This is a genomic window from Streptomyces sp. NPDC087906 (genome assembly GCF_055584925.1).
Genome location: NZ_JBVJLC010000001.1, coordinates 1,109,316 through 1,131,166 on the forward strand (window position 1 = coordinate 1,109,316; position 21,851 = coordinate 1,131,166).

The 21,851-nt window shown below is 70.1% G+C and carries 21 protein-coding genes and 1 tRNA gene; 8 read left to right on the forward strand and 14 right to left on the reverse strand.

Translation table 11 applies throughout. The annotated features are described in order from the left end of the window. Nucleotides 1-270, reverse strand: a complete 270-nt coding sequence (locus ACZ63I_RS04910; RefSeq protein WP_469335357.1) for a type II toxin-antitoxin system RelE family toxin — start codon at nt 268-270, stop codon at nt 1-3. Next, nucleotides 267-539, reverse strand: coding sequence for a type II toxin-antitoxin system Phd/YefM family antitoxin (locus tag ACZ63I_RS04915; protein ID WP_469335359.1), 273 nt, complete (start codon nt 537-539; stop codon nt 267-269). Before ACZ63I_RS04915 ends, ACZ63I_RS04910 begins: the two co-directional genes overlap by 4 nt. Before the next feature lie 395 nt (nt 540-934). On the opposite strand from ACZ63I_RS04915, the gene ACZ63I_RS04920 reads away from it, so the two are divergent. Continuing rightward, nucleotides 935-2,326 carry an NAD(P)/FAD-dependent oxidoreductase gene (locus ACZ63I_RS04920; RefSeq protein ID WP_469335361.1) on the forward strand — a complete coding sequence of 464 codons (1,392 nt, stop codon included), beginning with the start codon at nt 935-937 and terminating at the stop codon, nt 2,324-2,326. A gap of 342 nt (nt 2,327-2,668) precedes the next feature. Beyond that, entirely contained in the window at nt 2,669-3,964 is a 1,296-nt protein-coding gene (locus ACZ63I_RS04925; protein ID WP_469335363.1) for a class I SAM-dependent methyltransferase, read from the forward strand. Between the two features lie 76 nt (nt 3,965-4,040). On the opposite strand, the gene ACZ63I_RS04930 is transcribed toward ACZ63I_RS04925, so the two are convergent. Both ACZ63I_RS04930 and ACZ63I_RS04935 read right to left on the reverse strand, forming a co-directional pair. Further along, nucleotides 4,041-6,548, reverse strand: a complete 2,508-nt coding sequence (locus ACZ63I_RS04930; RefSeq protein ID WP_469335365.1) for an ABC transporter permease — start codon at nt 6,546-6,548, stop codon at nt 4,041-4,043. Nucleotides 6,549-6,600: 52 nt separating this feature from the next. Beyond that, nucleotides 6,601-7,371 carry an ABC transporter ATP-binding protein gene (locus tag ACZ63I_RS04935; RefSeq protein WP_469335366.1) on the reverse strand — a complete coding sequence of 257 codons (771 nt, stop codon included), beginning with the start codon at nt 7,369-7,371 and terminating at the stop codon, nt 6,601-6,603. Between the two features lie 543 nt (nt 7,372-7,914). On the opposite strand from ACZ63I_RS04935, the gene ACZ63I_RS04940 reads away from it, so the two are divergent. Together ACZ63I_RS04940 and ACZ63I_RS04945 are read left to right on the forward strand one after the other, a co-directional pair. Further along, nucleotides 7,915-7,997: transfer RNA gene (locus tag ACZ63I_RS04940), tRNA-Leu, on the forward strand. 260 nt (nt 7,998-8,257) lie between these two features. Beyond that, a complete protein-coding gene (locus ACZ63I_RS04945) occupies nt 8,258-8,764 on the forward strand; it encodes an HAD domain-containing protein (RefSeq protein WP_469335368.1) in 507 nt (168 codons plus the stop codon). A gap of 338 nt (nt 8,765-9,102) precedes the next feature. Here ACZ63I_RS04945 and ACZ63I_RS04950 read toward each other — a convergent pair whose 3' ends face one another. Both ACZ63I_RS04950 and cutA read right to left on the reverse strand, forming a co-directional pair. After that, complete coding sequence (locus ACZ63I_RS04950) at nt 9,103-10,353, reverse strand: helix-turn-helix domain-containing protein (protein ID WP_469335369.1); 1,251 nt, start codon at nt 10,351-10,353, stop codon at nt 9,103-9,105. Between the two features lie 43 nt (nt 10,354-10,396). Then, nucleotides 10,397-10,720, reverse strand: a complete 324-nt coding sequence (cutA, locus tag ACZ63I_RS04955) for a divalent-cation tolerance protein CutA (protein ID WP_469335371.1) — start codon at nt 10,718-10,720, stop codon at nt 10,397-10,399. 218 nt (nt 10,721-10,938) lie between these two features. Here cutA and ACZ63I_RS04960 point away from each other — a divergent pair, with 218 nt between their 5' ends. Beyond that, a complete protein-coding gene (locus tag ACZ63I_RS04960; protein WP_469335373.1) occupies nt 10,939-11,856 on the forward strand; it encodes a UTP--glucose-1-phosphate uridylyltransferase in 918 nt (305 codons plus the stop codon). Nucleotides 11,857-11,886: 30 nt separating this feature from the next. Here ACZ63I_RS04960 and ACZ63I_RS04965 read toward each other — a convergent pair whose 3' ends face one another. Beyond that, nucleotides 11,887-12,435, reverse strand: a complete 549-nt coding sequence (locus ACZ63I_RS04965) for a glycoside hydrolase family 25 protein (protein WP_469335375.1) — start codon at nt 12,433-12,435, stop codon at nt 11,887-11,889. A gap of 220 nt (nt 12,436-12,655) precedes the next feature. Between ACZ63I_RS04965 and ACZ63I_RS04970 the strand changes: the two genes are divergently transcribed. Continuing rightward, the gene (locus ACZ63I_RS04970) at nt 12,656-13,519 is read left to right on the forward strand and encodes a Bax inhibitor-1/YccA family protein (protein WP_469335377.1); all 864 of its coding nucleotides are present in this window, start codon (nt 12,656-12,658) and stop codon (nt 13,517-13,519) included. Between the two features lie 81 nt (nt 13,520-13,600). On the opposite strand, the gene ACZ63I_RS04975 is transcribed toward ACZ63I_RS04970, so the two are convergent. Continuing rightward, nucleotides 13,601-13,831 carry a DUF4287 domain-containing protein gene (locus ACZ63I_RS04975; protein WP_469335379.1) on the reverse strand — a complete coding sequence of 77 codons (231 nt, stop codon included), beginning with the start codon at nt 13,829-13,831 and terminating at the stop codon, nt 13,601-13,603. Nucleotides 13,832-13,935: 104 nt separating this feature from the next. Between ACZ63I_RS04975 and ACZ63I_RS04980 the strand changes: the two genes are divergently transcribed. After that, a complete protein-coding gene (locus ACZ63I_RS04980) occupies nt 13,936-14,256 on the forward strand; it encodes a hypothetical protein (RefSeq protein WP_469335381.1) in 321 nt (106 codons plus the stop codon). Here ACZ63I_RS04980 and ACZ63I_RS04985 read toward each other — a convergent pair. The 3 genes from ACZ63I_RS04985 to ACZ63I_RS04995 all read right to left on the reverse strand — a co-directional run bounded on the left by ACZ63I_RS04985 (nt 14,240) and on the right by ACZ63I_RS04995 (nt 17,910). Beyond that, nucleotides 14,240-15,160 (reverse strand): hypothetical protein, encoded by a 921-nt coding sequence (locus tag ACZ63I_RS04985; RefSeq protein ID WP_469335568.1) that lies wholly within the window; start codon nt 15,158-15,160, stop codon nt 14,240-14,242. The genes ACZ63I_RS04980 and ACZ63I_RS04985 overlap by 17 nt on opposite strands. Before the next feature lie 255 nt (nt 15,161-15,415). After that, nucleotides 15,416-16,636, reverse strand: a complete 1,221-nt coding sequence (locus tag ACZ63I_RS04990; RefSeq protein ID WP_469335382.1) for an acetyl-CoA C-acetyltransferase — start codon at nt 16,634-16,636, stop codon at nt 15,416-15,418. Between the two features lie 284 nt (nt 16,637-16,920). Then, complete coding sequence (locus ACZ63I_RS04995) at nt 16,921-17,910, reverse strand: SGNH/GDSL hydrolase family protein (RefSeq protein ID WP_469335570.1); 990 nt, start codon at nt 17,908-17,910, stop codon at nt 16,921-16,923. Between the two features lie 140 nt (nt 17,911-18,050). Between ACZ63I_RS04995 and ACZ63I_RS05000 the strand changes: the two genes are divergently transcribed. Beyond that, nucleotides 18,051-19,448, forward strand: coding sequence for a cystathionine beta-synthase (locus ACZ63I_RS05000; protein WP_469335384.1), 1,398 nt, complete (start codon nt 18,051-18,053; stop codon nt 19,446-19,448). Between the two features lie 276 nt (nt 19,449-19,724). Here the strand turns inward: ACZ63I_RS05000 and ACZ63I_RS05005 are convergent, their stop codons facing one another. The 3 genes from ACZ63I_RS05005 to ACZ63I_RS05015 form a co-directional block, all read right to left on the reverse strand. Then, on the reverse strand, nt 19,725-20,144 hold the full coding sequence (locus ACZ63I_RS05005; protein WP_469335386.1) for a hypothetical protein: 420 nt from the start codon (nt 20,142-20,144) through the stop codon (nt 19,725-19,727). 82 nt (nt 20,145-20,226) lie between these two features. Beyond that, nucleotides 20,227-21,162, reverse strand: a complete 936-nt coding sequence (locus tag ACZ63I_RS05010; protein WP_469335572.1) for an ABC transporter substrate-binding protein — start codon at nt 21,160-21,162, stop codon at nt 20,227-20,229. Between the two features lie 23 nt (nt 21,163-21,185). Next, nucleotides 21,186-21,851 (reverse strand): ABC transporter permease, encoded by a 666-nt coding sequence (locus tag ACZ63I_RS05015; protein WP_469335387.1) that lies wholly within the window; start codon nt 21,849-21,851, stop codon nt 21,186-21,188.

Sequence of the window (21,851 nt, forward strand, 5' to 3'; positions counted from 1 at the left end):
TCAGAGGCTGCGGTAGACGTCGCGCCGGTCGTCGATCTTGACCACGAGGACGACGAGTTCGCCGTCCTTGACCTGGTAGGCGACCCGGTAGCCGCCGACCCTCAGCCGGTAGAGGCCCGAAGGACCGCTGAGTTTCTGGATGTCGGCGTCCTCGCGGTACGGATCGTCGCCGAGCGCGGTCAGCGCGGCCAGGATGCGCATGGCGGCGGGCCGGTCGAGGGCGCGAAGCTGCCGCTGCGCTGCCGTGGTGAACCGGAACGCGTACTTCACGCCGTGTCGCCCGGCTGCTCGGTGAACAGGTCGGCCAGCAGTTCGGCCATGGTCACGGTCGCGCCTCCCTGGGCCAGCTCGGCTTCCGCCTCCCGGGCCAGCAGCACGTCCGCCGCCTCCTCCAGCGCGTGGAAATCCGCGATCGGCACGACCGCCGCGACGGGCTCGCCGTTGCGCGTGATCACCGTCGGAGTGCCGTGCTCCGCGCGGTTTATGTGGTCCGCCAGATGCGCGCGGGCCTCCCGTACGGTCACAGTGCGGTCAGTCATGGAACCAGTGTACGCGCGAGTGTGTACACACGCCCCTTTCCCGGCTGCCGCAGAGCCTCTCCGGGGAACTTCGTGAAGTTCTTCACAAGGAAAAGACTCCTGCCGTGCACGGTTGCCGTACGCAAGGGCCGCAGGGGCCCTCGAAAGGGGTCCGACCGGACCCTACGGGGGAGTTCCGGGGGCGTTACGGCACTGTGAACCCGGGCGGTGGTCCGCGTGGCGCGCGGCGCGTTGGGGCAGGTCACCGGGGGTGTCGGCGGGGCTGCTCGGCTCCCTGGCCGTCATCGCTTCACGGGGTCGGCCGCAAAGGGGCCGGGCACTGTAGCACAGGTACCCCCTACCCTTGTGAAGGGGCTCACGAGTACCCCCTCCCCCCGGGGTGGATACTCGATGGCATGAGCACCACGGAGCGTCCCAGGATCCTCGTTGTAGGCGGTGGGTACGTAGGCCTGTACGCAGCTCGTCGCATTCTGAAGAAGATGCGGTACGGGGAAGCGACCGTCACGGTCGTGGACCCACGCTCGTACATGACGTACCAGCCCTTCCTCCCCGAAGCTGCCGCCGGCAGCATCTCGCCTCGGCATGTCGTCGTACCGCTGCGACGCGTGCTGCCCAAGGCTGAGGTTCTCACCGGCCGGGTCACGACCATCGACCAGGACCGCAAGGTCGCCACGGTCGCGCCGCTCGTCGGCGAGGCCTACGAGCTGCCCTTCGACTACCTGGTCGTGGCGCTCGGCGCGATCTCCCGTACCTTCCCGATCCCCGGCCTCGCCGAGCAGGGCATCGGCATGAAGGGCATCGAGGAGGCCATCGGTCTACGCAACCACGTGCTGGAGCAGCTCGACAAGGCCGACTCCACGACGGACGAGGACGTCCGTCGCAAGGCGCTCACCTTCGTCTTCGTCGGCGGCGGCTTCGCCGGCGCCGAGACCATCGGCGAGGTCGAGGACCTGGCGCGCGACGCGGCCAAGTACTACACCAACGTCAAGCGCGAGGACATGCGCTTCGTCCTCGTCGACGTCGCCGACAAGATCCTCCCCGAGGTCGGCCCGAAGCTGGGCGCCTGGGGCAAGGAGCACCTTGAGGGCCGCGGTGTCGAGATCTACCTGAAGACCGGCATGGACTCCTGCGTCGACGGTCACGTGGTGCTGAACAACGGCCTTGAGGTCGACTCCAACACCATCGTGTGGACGGCCGGCGTCAAGCCCAACCCGGCGCTCGCCCGCTACGGTCTGCCGCTCGGCCCGCGCGGTCACGTCGACACCAACGAGAAGCTCCAGGTGCAGGGCACCGACTACATCTGGGCCGCCGGCGACAACGCGCAGGTCCCGGACGTCGTCGGCCGCAAGGCCGGCAACCCGAACGCCTGGTGCCCGCCCAACGCCCAGCACGCGCTGCGCCAGGCCAAGGTGCTCGGCGACAACGTGATCTCGGGTATGCGCGGCTTCCCGCAGGGGGACTACAGCCACGCCAACAAGGGCGCCGTCGCGGGTCTCGGCCTGCACAAGGGCGTCGCGATGATCGTCATGGGCAAGATGAAGATCAAGCTCAAGGGCCGGCTCGCCTGGTACGCCCACCGCGGCTACCACGGCATGGCCATGCCGACGTTCAACCGCAAGATCCGGGTCTTCGCCGACTGGACGCTCTCGATGTTCCTCAAGCGCGAGGTCGTGTCGCTCGGCGCGATGCAGACGCCGCGCGAGGAGTTCTACGAGGCGGCCAAGCCGACCCCGCCGCCCGCCGCGGTCGTCGCCCGGCCCGAGCCCGAGAAGGCCAAGGCTTCCTGACCCCGCCCGACCGACCGAGAGGGCCGTCCGCCATCCGTGGTGCGGGCGGCCCTTTCGCATGCCCCCGACCGGTCGAGGGCCGCCGGAGGAGCTCCGCCTTCGCCCTGACGGCCCAACAAGCGGGCTTCACCCGTGCGGTCTTGACCGCCCCCTACGGACGCCGTTCCGCGCACCGGACGACTCCCGCAGTGCCGGGGCGCACAGAGCCGTACCGCGCTAAACTCCGTGGTGAATGCAGCTATTTTACGGTCTCATTGCGTGACAGCGGGACTGCGTCCGCACCCTCCGGGTGTTTACGTGGTGCTGAGCATGTCTGGATGAATCATCACGGAGGTGTGCGCCATGGCCGACGCCGCGCTGCGGCTGACCACTCTTGCGGAAGAACTGCTGGGAGCCCCGCTCCCCGTGCGTATCCGCGCTTGGGACGGCAGCGAATCAGGCCCCCCGGACGCGCCGATCCTGGTCATCCGCAGCCGCCGTGCGCTGCGCAGGCTGCTGTGGAAGCCGGGCGAGCTGGGCCTGGCCCGCGCCTGGGTCGCCGGCGAGCTGGATGTCGAAGGCGATCTGTACGCGGCCCTGGAGCTGCTCGCGGGACTCATCTGGGAGAAGGGCGCCGAGGCCAAGGACACCGTGCACCCCGTCCTCGATCCGCGGATGCGGGCCGCGGCCAAGGGCATCGTCCAGATCGCGGGACCCTGGCCGCCGCCCCCGCCGCCGGTCGAGGAAGTACGCCGCCGCACGGGCGCGCTGCACACCAAGCGGCGCGACAAGGAAGCCATCAGCCACCACTACGACGTCGGCAACGACTTCTACGAGATGGTCCTCGGCCCCTCCATGGTCTACTCCTGCGGCTACTGGGACGACACCCCCGGCTTCACCCTCGAACAGGCCCAGCACGACAAGCTCGACCTGGTCTGCCGCAAGCTCGCCCTCCAGGACGGCGACCGGCTGCTCGACGTCGGCTGCGGCTGGGGCTCGATGGCCATCCACGCCGCGCGCGAGTACGGCGCCCGGGTCACCGGCGTCACCCTCTCCCGCGAGCAGGCCGCGTTCGCCCGCAAGCGCATCGCCGAGGAGGGGCTGACCGACCGGGTCGAGATCCGGGTCCAGGACTACCGCGACGTCAGGGACGGCCCGTACGACGCGATCTCCTCCATCGGCATGGCCGAGCACGTCGGTACGGTGCGCTACCGGGAGTACGCGGACGACCTGTACGCGCTGCTCAAGCCGGGCGGCCGGCTGCTCAACCACCAGATCGCGCGGCGTCCCGAGATGGTCGAGGAGGAGTACCACATCGACGAGTTCATCGACGCGTACGTCTTCCCCGACGGCGAGCTGGCCCCGCTCGGCCGGACCGTCGCCACGCTGGAGGAAGCGGGCTTCGAAGCCCGTGACGTGCAGTCGATAAGGGAGCACTACGCGCTGACCCTGCGCCGCTGGGTGGCCAACCTGGAGCAGCACTGGCCCGAGGCCGTCCGTGCCACGTCGCCGGGCCGGGCCAGGGTCTGGCGGCTCTACATGGCGGCCTCTGCGCTCTCCTTCGAGCGCAACAGGATCGGTGTGAACCAGATCCTGGCCGTGCGGACACCGGAGAGCGGCGAGCCGGGAGTGCCGCTGCGCTCGCACGACTGGCGCTGACGCGACTGTCGGCATGACGGAGCCGCCCCGCCCCCGAAGGGGTGGGGCGGCCCGTGTACGGGGCGCGGCCGTTCGCTCACTCGGTCTTGATGGCCGTCAGCATGTTCAGCCGGGCCGCGCTGCGCGCCGGCCACATCGCGGCCAGCACCCCCACCAGCGCCGCCAGCACCAGGAAGATCCCGATCCGGTCCCACGGGACGACGAGCGCGTAACCCGGCACCGAACTCCTGATGGTCTGCCCGATGGCCCAGGCGAGGAAGGACCCGAGCGCCACCCCGACGACGGCGCCGAAGAGCGAGATCACCACGGCTTCGAGGCGGATCATCCGCTTCGTACCGCGCCGGTCGAGACCGATGGCGCGCAGCATGCCGATCTCCTGCTGCCGCTCGAAGACCGACATCGCGAGGGTGTTGATCACGCCGAGCACCGCGATGAGCAGGGCCATCGCCAGCAGTCCGTACATGATGTTCAGCACCGTGTTGATCAGACCGCCGAAGCTGTTCCTGATGTCCTGCTGGTCCATGATGCTGATCGCGGGGTTGTCGCCGAGCGCGTCCACCAGCGCCTGCTCGTGCGCCGCGCTCGCGCCGCCGTCGCTCCTGACCCACACCTCGCGGATGTCGGCGGTCTTCTCGTGCGGGGCGATCAGCTTGTCCGACACCAGCACCGACGCCAGGAACTCGTTGTCCTTGAACGTCGCGCCGACCTTCAGCCGGGCCGACGCGTCGTCGTCGTACGTGACGGGCAGGACGTCCCCGACCTTCCAGCCGTTGGACTTCGCGGTCTTCTCCGCGACCGCGACCTGCCCCTGACCGAGCGTGTCCATCGATCCGGTGACGGACGTGAAGTTGAAGACCTTCGTGATGTCGCCGGGGGTGACGGCCGCGACCGACTGGTAGTCGCCCTTGACCTCCAGCCCGGCCGACTGACGCGGCGACACGGCCTGTACGCCGGGCGCCTTGCGCAGCGCGGTCACCGCCGAGGCGTCCAGTGAGTCGCCGCTCGCCATCGTGACCATGTAGTCGGCGCTGATGTTGTCCGTCGTCGCCTTGTCGACGGCCTGCCCCAGGGTCACGCCGAGCACGGAGAGCCCGGTGACCAGGGTGAGCCCGATGGCCAGCGCGGAGGCGGTCGCTCCGGTGCGTCGCGGGTTGCGGACCGCGTTCTGGCTGGCCAGCTTGCCCGACACCCCGAACATGCCGCGCAGCAGCGGCCGTACGAGCGCGATGAACGGGCGCGAGAGCAGCGGGATCAGCACGATGATCCCGACCAGGGCCAGGAACGCGCCGATCGCGATGAGCGCCCGGCCGTCGGACCCGCCGGCGGCGCCCGCCACCACCACGGCGCCGCCCAGCAGCGCCAGCGCCGCGCCGATGCAGTTGCGTACGACGAGCGAGCGGGTGGTGGCGACGCCGTGCACGCTGCTCATGGCGGCGACCGGCGGGATCTTCGCCGCGCGCCTGGCCGGCAGCCAGGCGGCGAGCAGCGTGATCAGCACGCCGACGCCGAAGGCGGAGCCGACCGCGACCGGCGAGACCACCAGCGGACCGGCGGGGATCTTCGCGCCGAACGACCCCATCGCCGCGCGCAGCCCGACGGCCAAGGCGACGCCGAGCGCGAAGCCGATCACCGAAGCGGCCACGCCGACCACGGCTGCCTCGGCCAGCACCGAACGCTTGACCTGCTTGCGGGAGGCGCCGACGGCGCGCAGCAGCGCCAGCTCCCTGGTGCGCTGGGCGACCAGCATGGTGAAGGTGTTGGAGATCAGGAAGATGCCGACGAACAGTGCGATACCGGCGAAGGCCAGCAGCATCTGGTTGAGGCTGGCGAGCCCCTTCTCGATGTCGGCGGCCTGGTCGGCGGCGAGCTTGGTGCCGGTCTGGGCGCGTGCGTCGGCCGGCAGGACCGACTTCACCTCGGTGAGGATCCGGCCGTCCGAGGCGCCGGGCGCGGCGATGATCGAGAGGTCCTTGAAGTGGCCGGGCGTCAGATACAGCCGCTGCGCGGTGTCCGTGGTGAAGAGGACGAGGCTGCCGCCCGCGTTGACCGCGCCGTCCTCGGTGTCGAAGACCCCCTTGAGGGTGTACTCCTTCACCGGCCCGTTGGTCGCGACCCGCACCCGGTCACCGACGTGGTAGCCGCCCTTGGCCGCCGACGCCTTGTCGAGCGCGATCTCGGTGCCCTTGGCGGGGCCAGCGCCGCTGGTGAAGTCGTACGAGGGGTCCTTGCCGTCCTTGCCGGGCGCGAAGTTGGCGCCGGTGTTGGACCAGCCGTTGCCGATGAGTTTGCCGTCCTTGTCGGCGACGCCGGCGAACCCGTCGACCCGTCCGGTGACGGTGGCGACTCCCTCGGCCCCCTCGATGCGGGTGACGGTCCGGGTGCTGATGCCGGTCTCGTCGTCGGACGAGACGGCGACGGCGACGTCCTTGTAGCTCTTGGCCGTCTGGTTGTGGAAGGCGCGGCCGAGGGTGTCGGTGAAGACGAGGGTGCCGGAGACGAAGGCCACGCCGAGCATCACGGCGAGCACTGTCATCAGCAGCCTGGCCTTGTGCGCGAGCACGGTGCGCAGGGCGGTACGGAGCATGGTGGGATTCCCGAGGTCAAGTAGAAGCGTTCGGAGGGTCGGTGACGGAACGTCAGCTAGTACGGCCCTTGGCGTCGAACGCCTTCATCCGGTCCAGCACGCCGTCGGCGCCGGGGGAGAGCATGTCGTCCACGACCCGGCCGTCGGCGAGGAAGATCACCCGGTCCGCGTAGGCGGCGGCGCCCGGGTCGTGCGTCACCATGACCACGGTCTGGCCCAGCTCGCGCACGGAGTTGCGGAGGAAGCCGAGGACTTCGGCGCCGGAGCGCGAGTCCAGGTTCCCGGTCGGCTCGTCACCGAAGATGATCTCCGGCTGGGACGCCAGCGCGCGGGCCACGGCCACGCGCTGCTGCTGACCGCCGGAGAGCTGGGTGGGCCGGTGGCTGAGCCGGTCGGAGAGCCCGATCATGGCGATGACCTGGTCCAGCCACTGCCGGTCGGGCTTGCGGCCCGCGATGTCCATCGGGAGCGTGATGTTCTCCAGGGCGGTGAGCGTCGGCAGCAGGTTGAACGCCTGGAAGATGAAGCCGATCTTGTCCCGGCGCAACTGCGTGAGCTGCTTGTCCTTGAGCGACCCCAGCTCGGTGTCGCCGAGCTGTACGGACCCGCTGCTGAAGCTGTCCAGCCCTGCGACGCAGTGCATCAGCGTCGACTTGCCCGAGCCTGAGGGGCCCATGATCGCGGTGAACTCCCCCTGCCGGAAGTCCACACTGACCCGGTCGAGCGCCACCACCTGGGTCTCGCCGGTGCCGTAGACCTTCGACAGGTCGGTGGCACGCGCGGCGACGGCGACGGTGCGGTGGGCGAGCGGCATGGTGGTCACGGGAAACGCTCCTGAGGTGGGGGCTGCGCGGACCTTCTCATCGTCGCGTCGCCCGGCTCGCGGATCGTCACCCCCGATGCCCGTTCCGGTGGCCATCTTTCGTCTGACACCGGAGCCGCTGCCTCCTCCTCCGGTATGACACGGGCCGGCCGCCGCGCCGACGGGTCGGTTCTGGCCAAGACTGCACGCAAGTTCGAGCGCACCCGCGCTCAGAGGTCACACTCCCCGACGCCCCTGGGCGACCCCCTTCCGCACCGCACTCTCCCGACACCCGGCGCGCCCCCGCAAATCACGACAACGACGCGCGTCAACCGCCGGGCAACGACAAGGAGTGATGCGCTTTGCGTAACCGCACGGCGACTTTTCGTCATTCCCGTACCGCCCGGTACGGGATCTTCTGCCGCCTGTGGCATGTGCCGATGGCTAGTTCCGGGGGCTGACACACCCTCAGACGTCAATAAAATAAGACAAGATCGGGTTACCGCCCCGCAGTTCGGCCGCGGCATCCCGATAGGCTCGTGTGCCAACGCGGACACGCGCCACGCCCGGGTGGTGGAATGCAGACACGACGAGCTTAAACCTCGTTGCCCCTCGCGGGCGTGCCGGTTCAAGTCCGGCTCCGGGCACCTCGCTGGCCAAGACCCTGAGCTGCATGGACGCCACCCAACGCCCCGGACAGCGGGTGCACGCGGGAACACCGCGGGAACACGCGGCCGGTGTCACACCGCCGGCGCTCTCGCGGGCGCGGAAGAACCACCGGGGAAAGATCGCCCACATCGCGCCGAAAGGCCCGCCGACAGAAGTCGAACCGATGAATGCCCCCACGGGATGTCGCCATTCAAGCCCGACACCCGCTCCCACGCGGGATCGTGGATAGCGTGCGAGCATGACCGATCGCGCGGAGCGGCCGCTGCTCTTCCTGGACGTGGACGGCACGCTCCTCCCGTATGGCGGCGGGCGGCTTCCAGCGGCGCTCGACGAGTGGGACGCGTGGCAGCACGCGTCGAACCCCCAACTGGCGAAGATCGACCTCACGCACGGGCCGCGACTGCTGGCGCTGCCCTGCGAGCTGGTGTGGGCCACCGCGTGGATGGACGACGCCAACGAGGTGATCGCGCCGCTGCTGGGGCTGCCTGAGCTGCCCGTGGCCGACCTGCCGGAGGCCCCTGAGGAGGATGCGCCGGACCTGCTGCACTGGAAGACCCGGCCGCTCGTCCGCCTCGCGTCCGGGCGGCCGTTCATCTGGGTCGACGACGAGATCGGCGATCTCGACCGAACCTGGGTGGCGAGACACCACCCGGGACCGGCGCTTCTCCATCGAGTGGATGCCGTGACCGGCCTCCTCGCCACCGACTTCGCCGTCCTCGGCAACTGGCTGCGCGAGCGGCCGTGAGGGCGTCCGGCGTCCGCCGGGGATACGCGCGTGCCGCACGCTGTTGGTGAGCAGTTCGGAGAGGACCAGCTCGGCGGAGTCGGCGAGGTGGGTCAGGTCCCAGGCGGTCAGGTGCTGGAGCAGCAACTGCCGTGCCTTGCAAACCGATCGGGGGCTGTTCGGCCAGCGCTTCACCACCAGGGCGGGGTGGTCTTCGCCGGGGGGTAATGGGGCGGTGGCTGTCCCGCTCGGGTGGAGGTGCGGCTGACGTGGTCTCATGCCGGTCACGCTACGAATCCGCCCGGTCACACCCCAGTGGCAGGCGGTACCACTTCCTGGATCAGGTAGGACGCCAAGTCCTACCGCATGAGGCCGAGTCGGTCGGCCAGTCCTAGTACGACCGTGTCCCGGCGGGGCGCGCGTCCCCGTAGCTCCTCCACCAGGCGGCGCGAAGTGGAGTGGTAGCGCATCCACTCGGGTGCGTCCTGCTCGGCCCTCAGCAACGCGCGGGCGGACGCGCGGTCTTGGCCGAGGTCGCTGTGGGCGAGAGCCCGGTCGACGTGGAAGCGCGCCCGCCAGGTGGGCGGCAGTGAACCGAGATCGGGGATGGTGCGCGCCGCACTGACGGCCTCCTCGGCCTTCTCCATCTCGACAAGGAAGTTGACCCTGGCGATGCCCGCGTTCGTCGGCCCGAAAGGTGTGGTGCCGACGAGGACGTCCTCGCCCATGCTCTCCGCCGCGCCCTTCGCGAGACACAGCAGGTCCGTCACGGCGCCGTGCTTCTCCTGCCGTACCGCAGCCGTGGCGGCACGCAGCAACAGGACGCCCCACAGCGCCAGATCGGTCTGCGACGACCGGAACCCGGGCTCAATCTTCTCGGCACGGGCGAGCGCGACCCGCTCGGCGTCGGCCAGCCGCCCCTGCTTCGTGAGGACCCACGACAGGGTCGATGCGGCCAGGGTTTCCAGCGATGGGTCGTCGCAGTGGCGGACGGCCGCGAGGGAACGCTCCATCGCGGTGAACGCGGCGTCCTCTTTGCCCAGGGCTGTGAGCGTGGTCGCCGCGACCTGATAGGCCACGGCCAGAACCGAGTTGGCTACTGCGGCGTCGGCGCCCGTGTACGCGTGCGCCGCCGCGCGGGCGTCCCGGATGAGTTGCGGCAGCAGTGTGCCGATCTCGCCCATGCGGCCCTCGCGGCGGATGCTTTCCGTCGAAGCCAGGGCCAGTCGCAGTGCCTCGATACTGGGCACGTCCTCCGGGTCGGCGTCGCCGCCCAGCAGATCGGCCACCGGGGACACGGCCTCCCGGAGAGCCAGGACGGACGGCAGGCCGTCGTCCGGCCCGTCGTGGGTCTCGAAGGTGCCGGGCTGGCCCACGAGATAGCTCGGCTCGGTGTCCAACGCACCCGCGAGGGCGTTGATGCTGGTCAGCCGCGCCGTCTTCCGTCGGCCCTGCTCCAGCTTGCGAATGACATCGACGGACAGGTCCGCCCGCTCGGCCAACTCTTCCTGCGTCAGGCCGCGCCGCCGGCGCAGCTCCGCGATGCGCTCGCCCATGCCCGACTCGTTCGTGATGCCCACCGCCACCCCCGCCAGAAGGTTGTGCGTCAACGGTACTGCGGGTCGGTGTGATCTCTCCGGGGAAGGGAGCCGGTCACTCCGGTGCGGTGTTCGCCGTCACCCAGCTAAGGCACTTCTCCGAGCCGTTCACGATCGGTACGGCGCTCACCTCCGGGCTGTCCCACGGGTGATGCTCCAACAGGTGCGCTTCGAGGGCCGGGTAGCGGTCCGCGCGCGTTTTCATGAGGAGTTGCCACTCCTCGCCCGTGCCGAACTCCCCGGCGTGCCAGAACACCGAGGTGACCGGGCCGATGATCTGAGCCCCTGCCGCCAGGCGCTGCCGCACCGCGGACCGGGCGAGTTGGACGGCCTGTTCGCGGGTCTCGGTGGCGGTGGACACCTGCACAAGGTCAGTCATGACGAGACTTTATCCACAAGCCGCTGGGCTCACGGCCGGGCGGGGGCGGGGCCTCGTCGGGCCTCGCCCTGGGCGGAACGTGACGGGAAGCCGCGGGGAACACGCGGGGAACACCGTACGAACACGGGTGCCTCGCTTCGAAGACGCGCGCGGGTCATTGGTAGCGTCAGGCAGGTCCCGCCGACCGGTGTGGCGTGCGTCCGAACCGAGAGAGTGGCATGGCCCCGACGATCCGCAGAGCAGTCATCCCCGCGGCCGGCCTCGGCTCCCGCCTCCTCCCGCTGACGAAGTCGACGCCGAAAGAGATGCTTCCCGTCGGCGACAAGCCCGTCATCGAGCACACCGTCAGGGAGCTGGTGGCCTCCGGCATCACCGACATCACCATCGTCGTCTCCGGTGGCAAGGGCCTCATCCAGGACCACTTCCGGCCCAACCCCGGCCTCGTCACGCAGTTGCGCGCCGACGGCAAGGACGCCTACGCGGACGCCGTCGAGGAGGTCGGGGAGCTGTCCAGGCTCGGCCACATCACCTACCTCGACCAGCACGGCCCGTACGGCAACGGCACCCCGGTGCTCAACGCCGCCCGCAACTTCGGCGACGAGCCGATGCTGGTGCTGTGGCCCGACGACGTGTTCGTCGCCGAAGTGCCCCGCGCGCAGCAGCTCATCCGGGCCTTCGAGGCCACGAACTGCCCCGTGCTCGCGCTGATGCCGATGGACCCCGCCGACTCGCAGCGCTACGGCGTGCCCGTCGTCAAGGAAGACCTCGACGACGGGCTGCTGCGGATCACCGGCCTCGTCGAGAAGCCGAAACCGCAGGACGCGCCGTCGGCGTTCGCCGCCATCGGCGGCTACGTCATCACGCCCGGCATCATCGACGAGCTGCGCGAGCAGACCAAGCGCTGGAAGGAACACCGCACCGGCGAGATCTACCTCACCGACGCCATCAACGCGTACGCGGGCAGCCGCGCCGTGTACGGCCAGGTGATCCAGGGCCGTTGGTACGACACCGGCAACCCGCTCGCGTATCTCACCGCCCAGTTCGCCGCCGCGCTCGCCGACCCCGAGTACGGTCCGCATCTGCGCCGGCTGGCCCAGGAGCTGGACCACCCGCACGCGGACCACCCGCAGGCGTAGGGGCGCTGCGGGGGCTCGGGGGCGGGGCCGCTACTTCTCCGCCCAGGCGCGCAGCGCCGCCTTGTCGGCGAACGCGCCGCGGTTCGTGTCCAGCGGCTCGTCCGTGTACTGGTGGAAGAGCCACTTGGCCTGGATGCGCGGCTTACCCGCCGTCACATAGTCCGCTATCCACAGCGCGTCGCCCGCCTGGCTCGTCGTGTCGCGGTTCAGCCAGAAGTCGCGGTTGCAGTACAACCCGACGCGATGGGTCGAGCCGCGCAGCCGCTTCACCTCCGCCAGGAACTGGTCCTTCGCCGCGTTCGAGACGTCCGGGTCCTCCCAGTCGGCGAACAGCGGATCGCCCTGGACGGATGCTGCCTGTTCGACGAAGTACGCGGCCTGCGCCTTCACGTTGCCGGACCGCAGGAAGTGGTAGAAGCCGACCACGCAGCCCGCCTTGCGGGCGTGCGCGGCTTGCGCTGTCATCTTCGGGTTCGTGTACGTCGTGCCTTCGGTGGCCTTGACGAACACGAAGGCGAGCCCCGCCGTGCTGAAGGTCGAGCTCTGGTACGACGCGACGTCCACGCCTTTGACTGTCATCTGAGGGTGCCTCCAGAGGGATGCAGTAGTCCCGCTCTCCGAGTGCCCGCGTCAGCCCCTCCCTACGCCTGCGGCCCCTGTCGCACAGGTGTCGCAGGGGGGTACGGGAGGCTGCGGACGTCACGATCTCGGAAAGATCCTCCCCGAGCACTAGGGCGTCCGCTTTGCTCTCGCATTACTCTTGTGCCAAGGCCGCGCAAGGTGGCCATGAAGGAGTGAGATGAGGAGCAGCAACCCGGTCTTCTCGCGACGGGGCTTCAGCCGCGACAACGGCTATGCGGGCTTCAATGCGGCGCCGCAGGCCGGGGGCCAAGCCGTAGGAACCAACCCGTACGCGACGAACCCCTACGCCCCCCAGCAGGGCGCCCAGGTCGGTGACCCGCAGGCGCCGCCGCGCTCGGGTGCCATGACGATCGACGACGTGGTGGCGCGTACCGCCATGACGCTCGGCACGGTCGCCCTGACGGCGGTCCTCTCGTGGGTCCTGATCCCCGTCGACAGCGGCAGCCTCGGCAAGTCGTACGGCATCGCCGTCGGCGCTGCCCTGGTGGCGTTCGTCTTCGCGATGATCCAGTCGTTCAAGCGCAAGCCCGTCCCGGCGGTCATCCTTGCCTACGCGGCCTTCGAGGGCGTCTTCCTCGGAGTGATCAGCAACACGGTCTCCACCTACATCTCCCCGGGTGTGGTGGCCCAGGCCGTGCTCGGCACGCTGGCGGTCTTCGCCGGTGTGCTGATCGCCTACAAGATGCGCTGGATCCGCGTCACGCGCCGGTTCTACGGCTTCGTGATGGCGGCGGCCATGGGCTTCCTGCTGCTCATGGTGGTCAACCTGCTCTTCGCGGCCTTCGGCGGCGGTGACGGTCTCGGCTTCCGCAGCGGCGGTCTCGGCATCCTGTTCGGCATCATCGGCATCGTGCTCGGCGCGTGCTTCCTGGCGCTCGACTTCAAGCAGGTCGAGGACGGCGTCGCGTACGGCGCTCCGCGCGAGGAGTCCTGGCTCGCGGCCTTCGGCCTGACGGTCACTCTGGTGTGGATCTACCTGGAGGCGCTGCGGCTGCTGTCGCTGCTCCAGGGCAACAATTGATCCAGCGTCGGTAACGAGTAAGGGGCCCGCGGACGCCAGCGTCCGCGGGCCCCTTCTCGTTCGTCGGGGGCGAGGCCGGGGTCAGCCGAAGCGGCGGGCCGCCCGGCGCAGGTCGTATTCGTGGACGATCGCCTTCGCGTGGCCGTAGGCGAGGTCGTGTTCGCTCCGCAGCCAGCTCACCTTCTCCTCGAAGCGGAAAAGGGCCGGTCCTTCGTCGACCGTGCGGAGCCAGTCGGACACGTCACGACCGGTGCAGTGCGGGATGCGCGAGAGCAGGTTGCGATGGGTCTCTTCGGAAAACACAAGGGACATCGGCGCCTCCGGATACGTTGCGCGTACTGGTGGTCCTGCCCGCCACCGTGCCTGAGCCACGGCCTGTTGGCAACAGTCCCGGAAGGGCGCGTAGGGTCGGCGGCGTGCTCGATACCACGCCGCTGACGGCCGCAGTCGACCGATTCGCCGACCGGCTGCGGTCCGCCCCGCAGAGCAGGCTGCAGCGTGGCGCGGCGGCCGAGGCGCTCGCGCTGGCGAGGGAACTCGCCGTACGCGCCCAGCGTCTTGAGGCCCCCGGAGCCGAGCCGCTGATCATGCCGGACGCGGGGGTCTTCGCCGTCGCCGACCAGCTCACCGTGGCCGCCGGCGATCTGGCCGAGGCACTGCGAACGGCCCCGTCCGTGAGCGAACTGGACGAGGCCGTGCGGCTGGTGGAGCGGACCGTGGTCAGAGCGAAGCTATGACCCGGTCGGCCAGGATGTAGACGTGCTCGCCGCTGTCGGCGCCGGCCGCTCCGGCCGGCTCGTCGGCGCCGCACGCGAACGTGAGTGCGTACGCTCCCGAGACGCCCGAACCGCCCAGCAGATACGGCGCCGCGCCGCCGCGCAGGGCATCGGCGAGACGTTCGGCCGTCTCCCGGTGGCCCGGCGTCATGCAGAGCGTCGTGCCGTCGGCGAAGACGTACACGTCGAGCGTGCCGAGCGGTCCCGGGCGTACGTCGGCGAGTGCCGTACGGGTCGCGGCCAGCTCTTCGAGCCGGGCGACGGTGCGCTCGTGGTCGGTGACGACCGGGGTCTGCACCGGCACGAAGTCCGGGTGCGAGGGGTGCCGGCGGCGGGCGGCGGCCAGCTCGGGCGAGTCCTCGGCGAACTCGCTCGCCTCGCGTATCTCGGTGACCTCGCTGACCTCGGAGAGGTCCGGGTCGGCGAACCCGCCCAGCTCGGGGAAGTCGTCGTACGCCTCGGCCGCGTCGAGATCGAGCGACTCAAGGCCGACGAAGTCCGCCTGGCGCGGTACGTAGAACGGTCCCGCGAAGGGGTTGTCCTCGATCGGGGCGCCCGACAGGCCGCCCAGCATCGACGGGGCGTCGGCCGCGTCGCGCGCCTCCTGCGCGGCCCAGAAGGCCCGCGCCTCGGCGAGTTCGCGCTCGCGCTCCTCCGCCAGGGCTTCCGCCACGGCGGTGCGTATGTCGTCGGTCGGTGTGCCTGCCGTTCTGGCCTGCGGTACGGAGGCGCTCAGCCCGCCGGGGTTCGCCGCCAGTTCGCTGCGCAGCGCTGTGACCTGCCGACGCAGCCCGTGAGCGGCGTGCAGGGCGGCAGCGCCCACGGCCGTGGCGGCGGCCGTGGTCAGCAGCAGGGCTAGAGACATGGCGCTCACTGACTACTCCCGATTCGGATCGATCCCCCGACTTCCTACATCAGCTTCGCGTGTGCCTGCACCGCTCGTCAGTGCATTACGTCACGAACCGGACAGGTCTTTGGGCCTTTGTCGGGCCTCCGTCATGGCCTTGACCTGCACAGACGAATCTCCCCCAGGGACAGGTCACATCCTGGGGGAGATTGAGTCACAGCAGAGGCTCGGTGCGGTTGACGCGTCGGGCGGTCACCCTGGGTGCATCGGGGGTCAGCTCAGACGTTCAATCACCATCGCCATGCCCTGCCCGCCGCCCACGCACATCGTCTCCAGGCCGAACTGCTTGTCGTGGAACTGGAGGCTGTTGATCAGCGTGCCCGTGATGCGCGCGCCCGTCATGCCGAAGGGGTGGCCGACGGCGATGGCGCCGCCGTTCACGTTCAGCTTCTCCAGCGGGATGCCCAGGTCGCGGTAGGACGGGATCACCTGCGCGGCGAACGCCTCGTTGATCTCCACCAGGTCGATGTCGTCGATGCTCAGACCGGCGCGGGAGAGCGCCTGGCGGGACGCCTCGACCGGGCCGTACCCCATGACCTCGGGCGACAGGCCGGTGACTCCGGTGGAGACGATCCGGGCCAGCGGGGTCAGGCCCAGCTCGCGCGCCTTCGTGTCGGACATGATGACCAGCGCCGCCGCGCCGTCGTTCAGCGGGCAGCAGTTGCCGGCCGTGACCCGGCCGTCCGGCCGGAAGACCGGCTTGAGGCCCTGTACGCCCTCCAGGGTGACCCCCGCACGCGGTCCGTCGTCCGCCGCCACCACCGAGCCGTCCGGGGTCGTCACAGGCGTGATCTCGCGCTGCCAGAAGCCGTTCTTGATGGCCTCCTCCGCGAGGTTCTGGGACCGTACGCCGAACTCGTCCATGTCCTCGCGGGTCACGCCCTTGAGCCGGGCCAGATTCTCGGCGGTCTGGCCCATCGCGATGTACGCGTCGGGTACGAGGCCGTCCTCGCGCGGGTCGTGCCAGCTCTCGGCGCCGCTCTGGGCGACCGCCGCCGTACGCGCCTCCGCGTCGGCGAAGAGCGGGTTGTGGGTGTCCGGCATCCCGTCGCTCGACCCCTTGACCGAGCGGGACACCATCTCGACGCCCGCCGAGATGAAGACGTCGCCCTCGCCCGCCTTGATGGCGTGCAGCGCCATCCGGGAGGTCTGGAGCGACGAGGAGCAGTAGCGGGTGATCGTGCAGCCGGGGAGATGGTCCATCCCCATCTGGACGGCGACGATCCGGCCCAGGTTGTGGCCCTGCTCGCCGCCCGGCAGCCCGCAGCCCAGCATCAGGTCGTCGATGTCGGCCGGGTCCAGCTCGGGCACCTTGGCGAGGGCTGCCTGGATGATCGTGGCGGTCAGGTCGTCCGGCCTCAGCTCCTTGAGCGAGCCCTTGAAAGCGCGGCCGATGGGGGAGCGGGCGGCGGAAACGATCACGGCTTCGGGCATCACGGCTCCAGAGGGGAGAAGGCTGACTCAGTGGGAAGTTACCCGCACGTAGGGCCCGGGTCACCGGACCGGACGTGTGATGCGGGCCTCTTTTCTAAGCGCTTGCTCACTCGATTGTGCACCCACTGTGCCACCGCACCGGCGTCCCGACACCGGTCTGTGCCACCGCACCGCCGTGCGCGACCGCCGGGCCGCCGTGCGCGACCACCGCACCGCCGTCCGCGACCACCGCACCGCCGTCCGCGACCACCGCACCGCCCGGACCGGCCGTCCCGTACCGCTCCTCAGGCCGGGCGCACCTGCGTCGCCGCCGTCTCCTCCTCGTCCGCCGGGGCCAGATGGCGCCGCCTGCGGTGCTTGAGCAGCGCCCACGGCGCCCGTACGCCGGTGACCTCCGTACCCGCCTGGGCCGCCGCGGCGGACGCCGCCTTGGCGACCGGCAGCACGTCCTCGTGGCGCGTGACGTCGAGCTGGTCCGTCTCGGGCCACAGGCCGAGCACCGCGCACAGCGAGGGCAGCACGGCCATCGAAGCCGTCGCGTACCCCTCGGCCGACGGGTGGAAGTTGTCGGGGCCGAACAGTTCCCTCGGATGCGCCTCGAACTCCGGGCCCAGCAGGTCGCCGAGCGAGACCGTACGGCCGCCCTGCTCGACCGTCACGATCGTCTGCGCCGCGGCGAGCTGCCGGCTCGCCCGCCGGGCCAGCCAGCGCAGCGGCTGGTACACCGGCTCGACCGTGCCCAGGTCGGGGCAGGTGCCGACGACGACCTCCGCGCCTGCCGTACGCAGCCTCCGTACCGCGGCCGACAGGCAGCGCACGGACTCGGTGGCCGGCATCCGGTGCGTGACGTCGTTCGCGCCGATCATGATCACGCACACGTCGGGGATCCGGGCCGGATCGGCCAGCAGCAGCGACACCTGGCGGTCCAGATCGTCCGACCTGGCGCCCGGCAGCGCCACGTTCCACAGGTCCACCGGCCGCTCGGCCACGGCGGCGAGCCCCGAGGCCAGCAGCGCCCCCGGGGTCTGCCCGGAGCGCCGTACGCCCTGGCCCACGGCCAGGGAATCACCGAGCATGCTCATACGGACGGGTTCCATCGACCCGAACAGCGCCCCGTACCACCCGTCAGGGCTGGGCGGCACGGGAGCGACCCCGCCGCCCACCGACCGCTTCGCAAGCTGGACCTCGGCCAGCAGCACCCCCACGCCCGCCGCCCCGATCAGACCGATGCTTCCGCCGCCGTAAGCCGCGCCCGCAGCGATCCGCCGTGCCACTCTCGCCCTTGACACAGTCCGAGCCTCCTCCTCCTCGCCCGCACGTACACCAGCTAACTGCCCCGAAAGGACTCTCACCCAATCCCGTCCCGCTACGCATACGCTGGCCGGACCATCACGGAGACCCCGGAGATAAAACGGTGCAATTCCACAACTCGATGATCAGTCTTGTTGGCAATACCCCGCTGTTGAAACTGAACAGCGTGACCGCGGGCATTCAGGCGACAGTCCTGGCCAAGGTCGAGTACTTCAACCCCGGCGGTTCGGTGAAGGACCGGATCGCGCTGCGCATGATCGAGGCGGCCGAGCAGAGCGGTGAGCTGCCCCCCGGGGGCACCATCGTGGAGCCGACGAGCGGCAACACCGGCGTCGGGCTGGCCATCGTGGCCCAGCAGAAGGGCTACAAGTGCGTCTTCGTCTGCCCTGACAAGGTGTCGACCGACAAGATCAATGTGATGCGGGCCTACGGCGCCGAGGTCGTCGTCTGCCCCACCGCTGTCGATCCCGGCCACCCGGACTCGTACTACAACGTGTCCGACCGGCTGGTCCGCGAGACGCCGAACGCCTGGAAGCCGGACCAGTACAGCAACCCGAACAACCCCCGCTCGCACTACGAGACGACAGGTCCCGAACTGTGGGACCAGACGGAAGGGAAAATCACCCATTTCGTCGCAGGCGTCGGCACGGGCGGCACGATCTCGGGCACCGGCCGCTATCTGAAGGAGATCAGCGAGGGGCGGGTCCGCGTCGTCGGCGCCGACCCCGAGGGGTCGGTCTACTCGGGCGGTTCCGGGCGGCCGTACCTGGTCGAGGGCGTCGGTGAGGACTTCTGGCCGAGCGCGTACGACCGTACGGTCACGGACGAGATCATCGCCGTCTCCGACAAGGACTCCTTCCAGATGACGCGCCGGCTGGCCAAGGAGGAGGGCCTGCTCGTCGGCGGCTCCTGCGGCATGGCCGTCGTGGCGGCGCTGGAGACGGCGAAGGGCCTCGGCCCCGACGACGTGGTGGTGGTGCTGCTGCCCGACAGCGGGCGCGGCTACCTCAGCAAGATCTTCAACGACGAGTGGATGAACGACTACGGCTTCCTGGACCACGGCGGCGACGCGGCGGCCGTCGTGGACGTGCTCAAGCACAAGGAGGGCGGCACGATCCCGCATCTCGTCCACATGCACCCGGAGGAGACGGTCGGCGAGGCGATCGAGGTGCTGCGGGAGTACGGCGTGTCCCAGATGCCCATCGTGAAGCCGGGCGCGGGACACCCGGACGTGATGGCGGCCGAGGTGATCGGCTCGGTCGTGGAGAAGGAACTCCTCGACGCGCTGTTCACCCAGCGCGCCTCGCTCACCGACCCGCTCGACAAGCACATGTCGCAGCCGCTTCCGCAGGTCGGCTCGGGTGAGCCGGTCGCCGACCTGATGTCGGCGCTGAGCGGTCCCCAGGGCGCCGACGCGGCGATCGTCCTGGTGGAGGGCAAGCCGACAGGCGTCGTGAGCAGGCAGGATCTGCTCGCGTTCCTCTCCACAGGTGTGAAATGAGCTGTGAATAACCGCTGGTTTCGCGGGTTCGTGAGAGTGGTACGAGCGCGACACGTCCACGCAGCACGGTCTTAACACGGGTCGGGCACATTGGTCGTTGTCGGCGTCAAGGACAACGGAGCGGCTCCCGGACCTCCTCGACGCCAGGACACGACCTCCGGCCCTGGCCCGGACCGTGTCGCTTACGCGGGGACCGCCGTCGTCCCGCCCCCCGGCAACGGGGGTGCGGCGGTCCCCGCGTTCTTCTTGTGCCCGCGCGGTTTCCGCAGCGGCTGTTCAGTCCTCCCAGTCGGACTTCTCGCCGCGCCGCCTGCGCGCCCACGGCACCCCGCGGTGCGCGTACACCACGTTCACCCCGCAGACGCCGGCCCAGGCCACGATCAGACCGGGCAGATCGGCGTTCACTGCGGCTATCGCGGAGAGCGGGATCGCCAGGATCAGCGAGATGATCCCGAATCCGAACCGCTCGCCGAACCCCTCGCCCGACGAGGCGGCCGGCCGGGGGCCGCGGGCGACGACCATCTGCTGTTCGGCGAGCTGGCGCCGGACGCGCTGGTCGACCACGCCGTCCAGCCGCTGCTCGACCTTCTCCAGGAACGACTCGATGAGGGCGGGCTCGTACTCGGCGCCCAGCTCCGTACGGGCCTGGAGGTGGGCGTCGAGTTCCTTCTTCAGCTCAGGGTCGCGGGCTTCCATGGGCGTAACCGTACGAAGGAGAGCGCGTTCCGTGCAGTGGTGCTAACCCCCCTTTCCGCGCTGAGGCAGGCTCCAGCGGCGGCTATTTCTTCAGCAGTCCGTGGGCCTTCGCCCACTCGTTCGCGACGTCGTCCGGGTCCTTCTTGTCCTTGTCCACCTTGCTGTTGAGCGCGGTGAGGTCCTTCGTCGTCAGCGTGTTGCCGAGCCGCGCCAGCGCCTTGCGCACGGTCGAGTCGGCCTTGCGGTCGGCGATCAGCGGGACGACGCGCTGCGCGGGTATCAGATGCTTGGGGTCGGACAGCAGGACCCAGCCCTCGGACGCGATGTCCGTGTCGGTGGTGAAGAGGTTGGCGATGTCGATGTCGCCCTTCTTCAGCGCGCCCTTGACCAGCGGCCCGTCCGAGTCGAGGGACTTGAACTCCTTCAGATCCACGCCGTACACGTCCTTCAGCCCGACCACCCCCACCTGCCGGGTCTTCATCTCGGCCGCCGCGCCCAGCACCAGCTTCCCGTTGTGCTTCGCCAGGTCCGCGAGCGACCGCAGGCCGTACTGGTCGGCGGTCTTGCGGGTCACCGCGAAGGTGTCGGCGTCCTCCGCCACCCCGTACGGCAGGACCTGGAGACCGGCCGGGAGCGCCAGGGTGAGGGCGTTCTGCATCTCACCGGCCTCGCTCGCCGTGGCCTTCTTGTCGAGGTAGAGCAGCAGCGAGCCCTGGTACTCGGGGAGCAGATCGATGTCCCCGCCCTTGAGCGCCGGGATCAGGATCTCGCGGGTGCCGAGGTTGGGGCGGACGGTCGTCTTGACGCCGGCGGCGCCCAGCACGGCCGCGTAGAGATAGCCGAGGATCTGGTTCTCGGTGAAGTTGGCGGTCCCGATGACGAGCCCGCCGGAGCTGGACCCGCCGCCGCTCGTGCCGCCCCCTTCGCCGTCGAGCGAGGTGATGCCGCTGCTGCACGCGGCGAGGGCCGGTACGGACGCGGCGGCGAGCAGTCCGCCGAGCAGCGCCCTGCGGTTCATGGACGAGGTCATGGGGGTTCTCCTCATGAGGCGGTGCGGTGACGGAAGAGGGCGCGCTGGAGTCCGGAGAGGGCCAGGTCGAGTACGACGGCGACGACAGCGACCAGCACGGCGCCGCCCAGCACCTGGACGAGATCGCGCTGGGCCAGGCCGTCGAAGACGTACCGGCCGAGCCCGCCGAAGCTGACGTACGCGGCGATGGTCGCCGTCGCCACCACCTGGATCAGCGCGAGCCGCAGCCCGGTCATGATCAGGGGCAGCGCCAGCGGGATCTCGACGCGCAGCAGCACCTGGTGGCCGCGCATGCCCTGGCCGCGCGCCGCGTCCCGTACCTCGGGGTCGACGGCGGTCATGCCCGCGTACGTGTTGGTCACGATGGACGGGATCGCGAGGGCGACCAGCGCGACGTACACCGGCAGCATGGAGAGACCGCCGGCCAGGAAGACCAGCACGACCAGACCGACGGTGGGCAGCGCCCGGCCGAACGAGGACAGGTTGATGGCGAGGAAGGCGCCGCGTCCGGTGTGCCCGATGAGCAGGCCGACCGGCAGCGCGATGACGGCGGCGATCAGCGTCGCCAGCAGGGAGTACTGGAGGTGTTCGGCGAGCCGGTGGCCGATGCCGTCGGCGCCTGACCACTGGTCGCCCGAGACCAGCCAGTGGGCGAGGTTCTTGAAGAGTTCGTACAT

What these genes read in the sequence shown, in the direction of transcription:
- ACZ63I_RS05010 (WP_469335572.1), bottom strand. Translation starts at nt 21,162, where the DNA reads ATGAACCGCAGGGCGCTGCTCGGCGGACTGCTCGCCGCCGCGTCCGTA.
- ACZ63I_RS04915 (WP_469335359.1), bottom strand. Translation starts at nt 539, where the DNA reads ATGACTGACCGCACTGTGACCGTACGGGAGGCCCGCGCGCATCTGGCG.
- ACZ63I_RS04990 (WP_469335382.1), bottom strand. Translation starts at nt 16,636, where the DNA reads ATGCCCGAAGCCGTGATCGTTTCCGCCGCCCGCTCCCCCATCGGCCGC.
- ACZ63I_RS04975 (WP_469335379.1), bottom strand. Translation starts at nt 13,831, where the DNA reads ATGTCCCTTGTGTTTTCCGAAGAGACCCATCGCAACCTGCTCTCGCGC.
- ACZ63I_RS04965 (WP_469335375.1), bottom strand. Translation starts at nt 12,435, where the DNA reads ATGACAGTCAAAGGCGTGGACGTCGCGTCGTACCAGAGCTCGACCTTC.
- ACZ63I_RS04930 (WP_469335365.1), bottom strand. Translation starts at nt 6,548, where the DNA reads ATGCTCCGTACCGCCCTGCGCACCGTGCTCGCGCACAAGGCCAGGCTG.
- ACZ63I_RS04920 (WP_469335361.1), top strand. Translation starts at nt 935, where the DNA reads ATGAGCACCACGGAGCGTCCCAGGATCCTCGTTGTAGGCGGTGGGTAC.
- ACZ63I_RS04960 (WP_469335373.1), top strand. Translation starts at nt 10,939, where the DNA reads ATGGCCCCGACGATCCGCAGAGCAGTCATCCCCGCGGCCGGCCTCGGC.
- ACZ63I_RS04970 (WP_469335377.1), top strand. Translation starts at nt 12,656, where the DNA reads ATGAGGAGCAGCAACCCGGTCTTCTCGCGACGGGGCTTCAGCCGCGAC.
- ACZ63I_RS05005 (WP_469335386.1), bottom strand. Translation starts at nt 20,144, where the DNA reads ATGGAAGCCCGCGACCCTGAGCTGAAGAAGGAACTCGACGCCCACCTC.
- ACZ63I_RS05015 (WP_469335387.1), bottom strand. Translation starts at nt 21,851, where the DNA reads ATGTACGAACTCTTCAAGAACCTCGCCCACTGGCTGGTCTCGGGCGAC.
- ACZ63I_RS04945 (WP_469335368.1), top strand. Translation starts at nt 8,258, where the DNA reads ATGACCGATCGCGCGGAGCGGCCGCTGCTCTTCCTGGACGTGGACGGC.
- cutA (WP_469335371.1), bottom strand. Translation starts at nt 10,720, where the DNA reads ATGACTGACCTTGTGCAGGTGTCCACCGCCACCGAGACCCGCGAACAG.
- ACZ63I_RS04925 (WP_469335363.1), top strand. Translation starts at nt 2,669, where the DNA reads ATGGCCGACGCCGCGCTGCGGCTGACCACTCTTGCGGAAGAACTGCTG.
- ACZ63I_RS04985 (WP_469335568.1), bottom strand. Translation starts at nt 15,160, where the DNA reads ATGTCTCTAGCCCTGCTGCTGACCACGGCCGCCGCCACGGCCGTGGGC.